The organism is Neobacillus sp. MER 74 (assembly GCF_023714155.1).
Window position 1 is genome coordinate 228,834 of record NZ_JAMAUV010000006.1, and the last position, 12,683, is coordinate 241,516.

At 39.5% G+C, this 12,683-nt stretch carries 11 protein-coding genes; 5 read left to right on the forward strand and 6 right to left on the reverse strand.

Features of this window, described 5'->3' with window-relative positions; translation table 11 throughout:
• Positions 1 to 304: 304 nt before the first annotated feature.
• Positions 305 to 520 carry a hypothetical protein gene (locus M3610_RS13260; RefSeq protein ID WP_251459649.1) on the reverse strand — a complete coding sequence of 72 codons (216 nt, stop codon included), beginning with the start codon at positions 518 to 520 and terminating at the stop codon, positions 305 to 307.
• 668 nt (positions 521 to 1,188) lie between these two features.
• The gene (locus M3610_RS13265; RefSeq protein WP_251459651.1) at positions 1,189 to 2,376 is read right to left on the reverse strand and encodes a L,D-transpeptidase family protein; all 1,188 of its coding nucleotides are present in this window, start codon (positions 2,374 to 2,376) and stop codon (positions 1,189 to 1,191) included.
• Positions 2,377 to 2,640: 264 nt separating this feature from the next.
• Here M3610_RS13265 and rluF point away from each other — a divergent pair, with 264 nt between their 5' ends.
• Both rluF and M3610_RS13275 read left to right on the forward strand, forming a co-directional pair.
• A complete protein-coding gene (gene rluF, locus M3610_RS13270; RefSeq protein WP_285851128.1) occupies positions 2,641 to 3,348 on the forward strand; it encodes a 23S rRNA pseudouridine(2604) synthase RluF in 708 nt (235 codons plus the stop codon).
• Positions 3,349 to 3,380: 32 nt separating this feature from the next.
• Positions 3,381 to 3,920 (forward strand): helix-turn-helix domain-containing protein, encoded by a 540-nt coding sequence (locus tag M3610_RS13275; protein WP_251459655.1) that lies wholly within the window; start codon positions 3,381 to 3,383, stop codon positions 3,918 to 3,920.
• A gap of 81 nt (positions 3,921 to 4,001) precedes the next feature.
• On the opposite strand, the gene M3610_RS13280 is transcribed toward M3610_RS13275, so the two are convergent.
• Positions 4,002 to 5,546, reverse strand: a complete 1,545-nt coding sequence (locus M3610_RS13280) for a flavin monoamine oxidase family protein (RefSeq protein WP_251459657.1) — start codon at positions 5,544 to 5,546, stop codon at positions 4,002 to 4,004.
• Positions 5,547 to 5,869: 323 nt separating this feature from the next.
• On the opposite strand from M3610_RS13280, the gene M3610_RS13285 reads away from it, so the two are divergent.
• From M3610_RS13285 to M3610_RS13295, 3 genes are all read left to right on the forward strand, one after another.
• Complete coding sequence (locus tag M3610_RS13285) at positions 5,870 to 6,787, forward strand: aldo/keto reductase (protein ID WP_251459743.1); 918 nt, start codon at positions 5,870 to 5,872, stop codon at positions 6,785 to 6,787.
• A gap of 363 nt (positions 6,788 to 7,150) precedes the next feature.
• Complete coding sequence (locus tag M3610_RS13290) at positions 7,151 to 7,741, forward strand: 3D domain-containing protein (RefSeq protein WP_251459659.1); 591 nt, start codon at positions 7,151 to 7,153, stop codon at positions 7,739 to 7,741.
• Between the two features lie 216 nt (positions 7,742 to 7,957).
• Complete coding sequence (locus M3610_RS13295) at positions 7,958 to 8,749, forward strand: 3D domain-containing protein (protein WP_251459661.1); 792 nt, start codon at positions 7,958 to 7,960, stop codon at positions 8,747 to 8,749.
• Between the two features lie 130 nt (positions 8,750 to 8,879).
• Here M3610_RS13295 and M3610_RS13300 read toward each other — a convergent pair whose 3' ends face one another.
• From M3610_RS13300 to M3610_RS13310, 3 genes are all read right to left on the reverse strand, one after another.
• The gene (locus M3610_RS13300; RefSeq protein ID WP_251459662.1) at positions 8,880 to 10,022 is read right to left on the reverse strand and encodes a glycerate kinase; all 1,143 of its coding nucleotides are present in this window, start codon (positions 10,020 to 10,022) and stop codon (positions 8,880 to 8,882) included.
• Between the two features lie 110 nt (positions 10,023 to 10,132).
• Entirely contained in the window at positions 10,133 to 11,068 is a 936-nt protein-coding gene (hprK, locus tag M3610_RS13305; RefSeq protein WP_098571625.1) for an HPr(Ser) kinase/phosphatase, read from the reverse strand.
• Between the two features lie 122 nt (positions 11,069 to 11,190).
• Positions 11,191 to 12,378, reverse strand: coding sequence for an amidohydrolase (locus M3610_RS13310; RefSeq protein ID WP_251459664.1), 1,188 nt, complete (start codon positions 12,376 to 12,378; stop codon positions 11,191 to 11,193).
• Positions 12,379 to 12,683: the final 305 nt, after the last annotated feature.

The following is a 12,683-nucleotide window of genomic DNA, read 5'->3' on the forward strand; positions in this document are numbered from 1 at the left end:
TTGTTTACATGTGCACATAATTGTAAACATTAAGTATACAACTTTGTAAACAAGTAGACAATAATGTAAACTTACCATAATTCCTCATGGTTGATTCACTATTTCACTAATTATAGTTCTAGACAAAAAATCATACCATCAAAGTTGAGCCTTACCGATCTAGGATAATGAGGACGAAAAGGAGGCATAGTGTACTGACCTAAGTTCATCGACCAAGCAGACCAAACTATCCATACTAAGTTATAAGCTGTATTAACCTTATATAAGGATTACCGTTCCAACCAACATCGTGACAAAGCGACCTTTAACCCGCAAAAACATCCTTGTACTTTTCCTTAATAAATCTGACCCATTTGAATTCATTTCCGTCGTCTTTATTGAGATGATCCCCACTGATTTTTGCTGAGGAGAGCCTGAATGTTCTTTCTACCTCTTTCACACGTAGAAGGCAGCAACTTTCCCATTTGTCTTCAGAGCCGCCCTGAGCGTTTTCATGATAGTAGGATTGGAAGAATAACATTCCTCTAACCTCGCTATCCAACTTGAATTCACACAATAACGTTATCAAACTTCTCTATTCAATAATAACAACCAAATATACATGGTTTGGTTATACGGTGTATACCAATTTGTCTACTTGAAAACATTTTTGTAAACACGAAGTATACAAAACGTAAACAGGTATGCAAATTGGTAAACACGTCTACAAATTTGCATACAAGTCATATAACTTCTTAAAAAACCACAAGTTTTTGATATTTAATCCATACTCCTTCACACAAACACACTCCTTTGAAGTTGAACATAATCATTAGATGATGGAAAAGGGGATAGTCCTCTACCCTTCATTCACAGTGCCAGCATCCAAATTCCCACGAACATAGAGGTAATACCATTTCCCCTTGTAATCAGTAAACTAACGTTATTTTATTGTCCCAATGTTATTAAGATATTTGTAAACAAAGATTGCAAATCTGTATACACAGCGCTATTACTTGATGTGTACGAGTTTGTCTACATGTTTACGCTTTTGTAAACGAGAAGTATACATAATGTAAACATGTAGACAAAAATGTAAACCAGCGATTTATCTTTCTTTTTTAGGTCTAAATTACAAAAAAAAGCACCTCATGGAGGCGCTTTAAGAGGTCTATTAATCTATAAGGTAATTTATCCTATCAACTCTATTCACCCTTCACTAATCGCACTGGCAACCATATCTTCACTTACATAAAGGTAATACCATTTCTCCTTGTAATTCAACCAGCCAGTCACGACGGATTCATTGCTAGTTAATTTGTACCTTTCTGCTAAAACGTTTGCCCCCTCCAATTCGGTATTCTCACTTTTGTCGAGATAATCCCACTGACTATTGTTAACAAGTTCCTGTGTATTTTTCATTACACCATGATCATTAAGGAAATACCATCTGCCTTCAGAGTTGATCCAACCTGTTTTCATTAGCCCTGAATCATCGAAATAGTACCATTCTCCCCTATCAGCAAGCCAGCCTGTTTTCATTGCACCGCTTTGATCAAGATAATACCGATTCGCATCCAGCGATAACCATCCGGTTTGCAGCTCCCCTTTATTGTCGAGATAATAATTCTTTCCGTTGTCAGCAATCCAGCCCTTTCTCATCACACCCGTTTGGTCGAGATAGTACTTCTTACCGTCTTTTTCGAGCCAGCCGGTTTTCATGACACCTTTTTTATTGAGATAATATTTCTGTCCATTCTGGGTAAGCCAGCCAGTCTGCATAACCCCTTTATCATTAAAGTAATAGCTTTCCCCACTGATCGATTGCCAGCCGGTTTTTACTTCACCATCAACATAATAATACTTGTTCCCGCTTAGTTCAGCCCAGCCGTTCCCGTATCCGTTCGCTTTGGCAATAGAATCAAAGCTGCTATCAGTATGGGTGATGATAACTGATGTAAATTTACTAACGTGACTATAGAGCCAGCGTACTTCTGAATTGTGCATCCGAATGCAGCCTGAGCTGGCATAGGTACCGATTGAATTTTCATTTGCGTTCCCATGAATTGCATAGGTTGTCCCATAGGTACCTCTTGCCTCCAATCCCATCCAGCGGTTACCTAAAGGGTTCCGTGGATCTCCTCCTGGGATTTTCAATTTATAATAGGGCCGATTAACGATTTTCGTAACAATTCGAAATTTGCCTTCCGGAGTAAGTGATCTGGTTCGACCTGTAGCCACTCTAAATGTTTTAACTAGTTTTCCACTATCATAAAAGGCAAGAGTGTTGGTCTTCTTATTAATAATAATTAGCTGTGAACCGCCACTAGCATCTGCTTGACTCGTAAATAGGAATAAACTAAATAACAAAACAAAAATAATAGAAAGTTTTTTCATCGTAATCTCCCCAATTTATGTCATTATTACTAATAAAAGTAACATACGTAATCAGAATATTTTGTCAAAAAATCAAAGGAAAAGTAATCCTACTTACCTGTTTTTTAAGAAATTTAATCGGAAATTCTCTCTCTATTCGACAATCTTCTCTCTACATTAAAAGATAAATATCTCCTCTACCTGGTGTCAGGCACCAGAAGGACTTGAAAAAACGATGGCAGTTGGGTATGGTAAAAATACAATTCTCCGTTTAGGGTGTGTATCATGCGTATTAATAAGTTTATTAGCGAGTCTGGGAAGGCATCTAGAAGAGGGGCCGATAAGTTAGTTAGTGAAGGAAAGGTTACGATTAATGGGCAAGTGGCGGTAATGGGCAGCCAAGTGGAACCGGGGGATGATGTTCGAATCAACGGGAGCCAGATTAAAGTTGCCCATAATTATGTCTATATCGCCTTAAATAAACCTGTCGGCATTACGAGTACGACGGAAAGGCATATCAAGGGAAATATCATTGATTTAGTCAACCATCCCTTACGAATATTCCATATTGGACGATTGGATAAGGATTCTGACGGACTCATCCTTCTAACGAACGATGGTGATATTGTTAATGAAATTTTACGTGCCGAAAATAGGCATGAAAAGGAATATATCGTTACCGTCGACAAACCGATTACTCCTGAATTTTTAAAGAAGATGGCAGCTGGTGTTGAAATTCTCGATACAAAAACACTTCCATGTAAAGTAACCCAACTATCTAAATATGTATTTCAAATCATCTTAACACAAGGGTTAAATCGCCAAATCCGCCGGATGTGCTCAGCGCTCGGCTACGGGGTTGTCCGCTTACAGCGGACAAGGATCATGAACATCCATTTAGGCAACCTGCCAATTGGACAATGGCGTGACTTATCGAAAAAAGAAAAGAATCAATTATTTTCTGACTTAAATTACCAGCCGAAAGAATGGTAAGCTAGAATATACGATCACCAGAGGTGAATCATTTGGAAATCGGAGCAAAAATTCGTGCGATACGAAATCGAAAGAGAATCACCATTGCACAAATGTGTGAAGGAACAGGGCTGTCTAAAGGATTTATCAGCAATGTTGAAAACAATAATACCTCTCCATCTATTAGCACGCTGCAAACAATCGCAACCTTTCTTGGGGTTCCTTTACCGTATTTATTATTAGAAAAAAAAGAGCATATGCGGGTTGTTAGAAAAAATGAACGGACTCACTCCACTTTTAACCACTTAAAGATTGAACATTTAACCTCTAAAGGCGGCTTAAGAATGATGCTTGTCGAATTTCCTCCGGGCGCTTCTATGGGTGAATTAAATGCTCATGAAGGAGAAGAGTGTCATTTGGTGTTAGAGGGAAAAGTCCTAGCAGAACAAGGCGAGGACTCCATGATCATTGAAGAAGGGGATTCCTTTAGCTGGAACGCTAGTGTACCCCATTTTGTTAAAAATATTGGTGATGGAAAAGCAGTTGTCCTCATTTCAATTTATTCTGATAGTGAACTAAGAGACATTTTTTAATGTCACCCTCTCCCTATTCAGAAAAAGGCTGACAAATAGGAACAAGCAGCTTCCATATATGTTAGCCTTTTATTTATATTCCTACTGTATTTTCAAATCTTGGATGACCTCATGGGCAGCCCTCTCACCCGTCTCGACTGCACCATTCAAATACCCTGGATACTTGATTGATGTGTGCTCACCGGCAAAAAGGATATTCCCTTCCCGTTCCCCTAAAATACCAGCAAATTTCGTATACTGCCCTACCCTCCAATATGAATAGGCCCCTTTGCTCCATTGATTACTAAGCCAATGGTCGATGGTTGCTAGCCCGTTCCAATTATTAACGCTGCCTGGCAATACAGGTTCTAGTTTGTCCAAAAAGTTACGCGTCGTCTCTGTTAACTTTTCATCTGTGACCGCAAATTGCTGAGCCGCATTTTCACCTCCTGTATAGTTAACAAGAACCCCCGATTGACCTGGTTGAGCCCGTGATGATTCAAACGTTTGCTGATAGCCTGTATCCGCAAATGTTTCGCCATTATTTCCAAGTTCGTTCCAAAATCGATTGGTAAATTGAACATGATGCTTTGTATTGATGCCCATTCCAAGCTCTTCAATCGCCATCGCCTTTAATGGGCAAAATCTTGCATTCTGATAATCTACCGTTTTTAAAATACTAAATGGGATAGCAAGAATTACTTTATCCGCTAAGACCTCCCATTCTTTTTCATTATTTTTAAAAACGAGCTTTATATTATGATGACTGTGTTGATCTATTTTGATTAGTTCAGCTTTAAAATGGATTTGTTCATGAAGCTTTTTTGCTAATAAGGAGGGAATTTGATCATTGCCACCGCAAATATGAAAACATTCGTCTGAATCGCCGTACATACGAAAGTCCACTTTTTCTACAGCCCCTAACATATAAAGAAGATTTAGTGCGCTCTGCTCACTGGCGTCTGCTCCAAATTCAACGGAATAGGCCAAGGCTAATAGCTTACCAAAACGAGAACTGATGCCTCCAGGTACCGTTTCATTGATATAGTCAACAATCGACAGATGATCCAGCTCATATCCTCGTTCCGTATAACAATTATAAAGAGTCGTTTCACCCGCTTCTTTCAGATCCCTTTGTAGTTGGGGGAGGATTTTGATAAAATCATTGGTTACTTCCTGAAAGGAATACGGACGTTGATCAAAAAAATAAAATGGCTTGGTACCAATGGCCTCTGACATGATTAAATGGTCTAATTTTAAGCCTAATTCTTTCGCAAGGTCCTGGATCTCCGTATGGCACGTATCTATCAATTCCCCCCCGCGCTCGACCATTTGATTGTCTTTGAAATAATTCCTCCTTGTCCAACAACGTCCGCCAACACGTTCAGACGCTTCATAAATTGTTGCTATGATCCCCGCCTGTTTTAGACGGTACGCGCATGTAAGACCCGCCAAACCTGCTCCCACAATGACAATCCTTTGATTCAATTGCACACCGTTATGCACCATATCGTGTGTAAGAAAAGTATCTTGTGAATTATTATGTTTTAGTGTAAAAGCTTGTCCAGTACCAGATTGTTTGTCCATTTCAGTACCTGCCATCGCAAATGATTTCTGCAGTATACTTGCTAATGGTGTTCGTGCCAAGAAAAACCAGCCCCTTTTGCAAAAATAAGCCTTGCTAAATGATTGATTAACTATCGCCGGATAGTACTTATCAATAAAATATGCACGGCGTTTTAATCTGCCTGAGACAAGTAGCCGGTTCCTTAATAATTTTATTCCCGAAAAAAACTGTTGCTTCTACAGAAATAGAAACTCCTATTGTGTTAAAAATTGCTATACATTCATCGTGTGTGACAAAATAAGGAGGGAATGGGTCTGGTAATGTTGCCGGAAGCAAAAATTAAATAATCCATTTACATATCGGCATCATTCACCAAAAATCACATATTGGAGGGAAATAGTTGATGAGAACCATGAAACTCGGAAGCAGTTCTTTAGAAGTGCCCGTCGTAGCTGTTGGGTGTATGCGTATTAACTCGCTAGAGAAGAAAGAGTCAGAGCATTTTATTCAATCTGCCTTAGAAGAAGGGGCAAACTTCTTTGATCATGCCGACATTTATGGCGGCGGCGTATGTGAGGAAATTTTTGCAGATGCGATCCACATGAATGCAGATATTCGCGAGAACATTATTTTGCAATCTAAATGCGGGATCCGTAAGGGCATGTTTGATTTTTCTAAAGAATATATTTTGGAATCTGTGGATGGGATATTAAAACGATTGAGGACTGAATATCTCGATGTCCTACTTTTGCATCGCCCGGATGCACTTGTCGAGCCTGAGGAAGTGGCTGAGGCCTTCGATATCCTTGAAACTTCTGGAAAGGTCCGTCATTTTGGCGTTTCCAACCAAAATCCAATGCAGATCAAATTGCTTAAAAAGTTTGTGAAGCAGCCACTCGTAGCTAACCAGCTGCAATTAAGTATTACGAACGCTACAATGATCTCAAATGGAATTAATGTCAACATGGAGAATGAATCTGCGATAAACCGGGATGGAAGCGTTCTCGATTATTGCCGCTTGAACGATATCACCATCCAACCCTGGTCCCCATTCCAATATGGATTCTTTGAAGGCGTTTTCCTTGGAAGCGAAAAGTTTCCGGAATTGAATCAGCAGATTGATGAAATTGCCGCTACATATGGAGTCAGCAGCACTACCATCGCAATCGCCTGGCTACTACGCCATCCAGCCCATATGCAGCCAGTCATCGGGACAATGAATATCGACCGATTAAAGGACTGCTGCAAAGCAAGTGACATACAATTAACTCGTGAGGAATGGTATCGTATTTATCGCGCCGCCGGCAATATTCTTCCGTAAAGTAACGCTTTGTCGAATACCATGAGACGTTAATGTGCTGATTAGAACATCGGAGAAATGAAATCGGACTAAACTCCGTAGGTAAATATACCCATTATCCGTTGTTAGATGATGATTCTTATGTAATTTGTAACATAATTGTAATAAACGGAAATTAAGCTCAGTGGTTGTCACTACTGGGCCTTTATCATTTAAAGGCAGTAAAATAGTCCTATTTTCAGATTATTAGGTAAACTGCGAAATATTATTGCAATATAATTGCCATAGATGTAAAGCTTTTAACATTTCCCTGTTCTTTGTTTCAGCAACATCCATGTTACGATTAGGAAAAATTAGCTGCCAAAAGAACAGGGAGGGTAAACAATGCTAAAAACATTTAAAACATTGATAGCCGTTGCTGTACTCTCAGTAACTGTCAGTGCTAATGTAAAAGCCGCAACGATAACTGTAAAACAAGACAATACCCGATGGGATCAATATAATCAAACCTTAGAAAATATCCAAAAGGATGCGGATATGCTTGAAACAGATATACCTGTGAATCCTGCGGCACCAGCCGTTACTGAACCATTCCCGGTATCTGCAAAGCCCGTTATTGCACATGCAAAAAAGAAAAGTACACCTGTCATAAAAGTAACTAGCAGTAAAAGTAAAAGTAAAAGTGCAAAGGAAATTACCGTGAAGGCCACTGCCTATACAGCTTCATGTGAAGGATGTTCAGGAATTACCAAGACCGGTATTAATATCAAAGATAACCCAGATGAAAAGGTCATCGCTGTTGACCCATCTGTCATTCCTCTGGGCAGTAAGGTTTATGTAGAAGGCTTTGGTGAAGCGATTGCCGCAGATACAGGCAGCGCAATCAAAGGAAATCGAATTGACGTGTTTATTCCATCTGAACAGGATGCGATTGATTTTGGTGTAAAAAAATTAAAGGTGACTATCTTAAATTAACACCAAAGAGAGAACCGTCCAAATATCCAGACAAAACACTGCAGACACTACTTTTTCCTATAGTGTAGCAGTGTTTTTTATTTGCCCTTAGAAATATTATTGCAATATAAATGCCATGTATGTAAACGATTTAACATCTCCCTGTTCTTTGTTTCAGAAAATTCTATGTTACTATTTAGAAAACTTAGCAACCAAAGAACATGGAGGGTAAAAGAAATGCTTAAAAGAATACTATCAATTTTAGCAGTTGCTGTACTCTCAGTAACTGTAAGTGCTAATGTACAAGCTGCAACGATTACTGTACAAAAAGGGGATACCCTTTGGGATCTTTCACGCGAAAATAATATATCTTTAGAAAATATCCAAACGGTGAATAATCTAACCTCAGACCTAATTTTCCCTGGTGATCAATTAACAATTGCTCCAGAAAAACATTATACTGTTAAAAAAGGTGATGCATTATGGGACATCGCCATGGATTATCAAGTAACTGTTCCGCAACTTAAAGAATGGAACAAATTAACTACCGATCTCATCCATCCTGGATTAAATCTATTAATCTATGAGGGTTTAAATACTACTACAACAACTTCTTCTAAGGTTGTAACAGAAAAACCAATCAAGGAAGCAGTACAAAAAGAATCTGCAAAGCCGACTGCACAGGCACCAAAGGAAAGTGAACCTAAGGTGGAAGCTGCGTCAACAGAAAATAAGAGTTTAAAGGAAATAACTGTGAGAGCTACAGCTTACACAGCTTCATGTGAGGGATGTTCTGGCACTACCGCTACTGGAATTAACCTAAAGGCAAACCCAGATAAGAAAGTGATTGCCGTTGACCCATCTGTTATACCACTTGGCAGTAAAGTGTATGTAGAAGGCTATGGTGAAGCAATCGCTGGAGATACTGGCGGAGCAATTAAAGGAAACAGAATTGATGTCTTTATTCCTTCCCATCAAGATGCCGTTGAGTTTGGTGTAAAACAATTAAAGGTAACTATTATAGACTAATCTGTCTAAAAAATAAAAAAAGTTGAACCTAATCAAAACGGTTCAACTTTTTTATTTTCAAATTTTTGATGCCCAGCCCCATGATTTAAAATCCACCTATTATTCCTTTTGTTAAAACCAGGATATTCTTTTAAAACCTTATGCCGAACGTATTCAATACCCTGCATACATTTTCTGCCGCAAAAGCTAAGTTTTCTTCCCCACATTCGAGTGCTTTCTCTAATGTAGTCACACCCTTTAAGATTCCAATAATGGCAGTAAACCCGTTGTCGTACAGGGACTCTACTCCATCGCCAATTCGGCCGGCAAACGCAATCACCGGAACAGAATATTTTTCAGCGATTGCAGCCACGCCATAAGGTGTTTTACCAAACAAGGTCTGGCCATCAATGCTGCCTTCCCCTGTAAAAACATAGTCTGCTCCCTTGACTTGCTCCTCGAGGCCTGTATATTCAATGACCAGATCAATTCCTTTTTTTAGCTGGGCATTTAAAAAAGCCAATAGCCCCGCACCAAGTCCGCCTGCAGCTCCAGCACCATCCAAATGGGCAATATCTTCACCTAATTGTTTTTTAATCACGTCAGCAAAATGTGCTAAATTTTGGTCAAGAACTCTTACCATTTCCGGAGTTGCTCCTTTTTGAGGACCAAAAATAGCTGAGGCGCCATTGTCACCAATTAGCGGATTGGTGACATCACAAGCGACATCGATTTGAACCATTTTAATCCGTTCATCTAATCCACTCATATCAATGGAATGCAGTTGCTGTAATGCTCCCCCTCCAAAAGGCAGTTCATTTCCAGCCTGATCCTTTAATGAAACTCCCAGCGCTTGCAGCATTCCTGCTCCGCCATCATTGGTGGCACTCCCGCCAATTCCAATCAAGAAGCGCCTTACACCTTTGTCTAAGGCATGTTTGATTAATTGACCTGTTCCATAAGTTGTTGTCAGTAACGGGTTTCTTTCTTTTGGTTTGATTAATTCAAGACCACTTGCACTGGCCATCTCAATCACGGCCGTTTGTCCTTCACCTAAAAGGCCATATTCCGCAATCACTTTTTCTCCTAATGGACCAATGACTTCTGTCTTTATCATTTCTCCGTTGGTCATACTTACGAGGGCCTCTACTGTTCCTTCCCCGCCATCGGCCATGGGTACAATGACGCATTCCGCGTTAGGGAAAACAGCTTTCACTCCTTTTTCCATTGCAAGGGCAGCCTTTTTCGCCGTCATGCTTTCTTTAAATGAATCGGGCGCTAACACAAACTTCATAATAATCTGTCCTTTACGTTTTATATGATGTAAGAGAGTTGGCCATCATCATGGCGATGATGACCAACTCTCTTACACAACGGTTCTCTATCAAACTAATATTTCAATCGTTATTCCATACCAGAGTTTACAATATCGGCCTCAATCCTGCTCATGAACTCTTCAGCTGCACTGTAACCTTGCTGCTTCAAATACCAGTTATTTGCTGCTGCTTCAATTAACCCCGCCACATCACGTCCAGGCTGGAGCTGAATTTCCATTGAGGGAATCTTAACACCCATATAGTCTGTAAAGTGGAACTCCTGATCCAGATCATTATATAAGGCATCCTTTTCCCATTTAGTTAAATGAATATCAAGAGCAATACGGGTTTCATCTTGAAAAGCCTTACGGCCGTATAGGCGAACCACATTTAACAAGCCAATACTTCGAAGAGCCAAAAACTCCTTGGTTTTCCCATCATGAGTGCCCAGAATCGTTTGCGGACTAAGCTTCTTTAGGACAATAATATCATCCGAAACAAGCCGATGTCCCCGGCGAATTAACGTGTGGGCCGTCTCACTTTTTCCTACCCCTGAATTTCCGCGAAGTAAGATTCCAATACCAGACACATTCATACAAACTCCATGCACAGAGATTTCTGGTGCTAATTCCTTTACTAAAAATGCATCTAATTTGGTAATAAATTCTGATGTTATCTCTGGTTTATTCGTCAATAACAAAGGAATACCTTGTTCAACACAATGATGGGTTAAATAGGTAAGTCCTTCTTCGCCAGCTGTAACGATAAAACATGGTGGATGATAATGAACAATATTTCCAATTCGTATTCTACGTTCCTCTTTACTTAACTTATGTAAATAAGTAATTTCCTTTTTCCCTAAAATTTGAACTCGTTCTGTTGGAAAAAAATCAAAATGGCCAACAAATTCCAAGCCTGGGCGATGAACCCGTGATTGCGTTATCATTTTTTGCAGTTGATCTTCACCGGCCAGTACTTTCAATGAAAACTTCCGAACCAAGTTTTCAACTGTTATTTTTTTCACCCTATTCACCGTCCTAATATCTTCCTATAGTTGAATTATACTGAAGAATAATAGAACAGTCATCCATTTATGAATGAATTCCTGAAAGTCAGGATTAAATCCAACACCTTCCACTAGGGAAATCATTCTAACCCATAGTACCCGCAAACTACATAGCCTACGGATTTAGCAGCTACGATCAGTGCATCTTCATCAATATCAAATTTTGGATTATGATTGAAATATGGCTTTTCCACACCTTTTGGCGTACATCCGATATAAAAATAACATCCAGGGATTTTTTCTAAATAATAAGCGAAGTCATCAGATGGTGACATCATAGGGAATGGGGCAACTTGCTTAATATCGGGATCATTCGCATTTTCCAAGCTTTCTTTCACTGCTGAAGTTACCTCTGGGCTATTATAAAGGGGCGGATAATCAGAGGTATAGGTTAACTCGCATTGTACACCAAATTCGGTTTCAATTCCTTTAACAATCCTGCGTAATTCCTTCTCAATGATTTCCTTTGTTTCCCCAGTCATGTAGCGGATATCACCTTCTAATTCAACACAATCCCTTATGACATTGAAGGTACCCTTTCCATCAAAGGAACCAATGGTAATAACTCCCATATCAAATGGATTTAGGCGGCGGCTGATAATCGTTTGCACCGCCGTAACAAAATAAGCGCCAGCGACGATAGCATCATTTGCTGCGTGTGGGGAAGAGCCGTGGCCGCCAACTCCTTGAATCTTCAGTTTAAAATAGGATCTTCCCGCCATAGAAAAACCACTGTGATAGCCTACATGACCAGCAGGAGCCATGGGAAGTAAGTGGATCCCAAAAATGTTTTCAACATCAGCAAGCCCTCCGGAATCAACGATACTTTTGGCACCGCCCGGCGGCACTTCCTCAGCGTGCTGGTGAATAATTTTGATGGTGCCTGGTATTTTATCTTTTAATTGAATAAGGCAATCCGCAAGAATCATTAAATAGGCGGTATGCCCATCATGTGCGCAGGCATGCATGACACCTTCATTCTTAGATTTGAAGGGCAGCCCTGTTTCCTCTAGAATCGGAAGGGCATCAAAATCAGCACGAAGGGCAATCGTTTTCCCTGGCTTCACACCCTTAATTGTGATGATAATCCCATGACCATTCCCAACATTGGACTGAAATTCAACATTCTTTCCCTTATAAAAGTCTAAAATATATTGCGCCGTTTTTTCTTCTTTAAATGAAACTTCAGGATTTTCATGCAGATAACGGCGAATTTGAATCATTTCATCTTTCCGTGCTTCTAGCATCTCCATTAATTGTTTCTTCATGAAATATTCCCTTCTCATCTTATGACCTATCTACCAAAGTAAAACTACCTCTCTTTATGGTAAGATTCACTCAGGAAATTTATACAACAAATGGAAGGGCTCTTTGTTTGCAATTAGGTGCCAGGCACCAATTTTCTATATTTTTCCATATAAGTTTTTTTTATTTGTTATTATAATTTTATAGCATTTTATTTTTTTATACTTTTGCTTTATTATTGGTGTGAGGAAAGGAATAGTTACTTCATTAAATTTTAGAGTGCTAATTTCATCATGCTAAATCATCCTTGAGGTTAAACATATCTTAT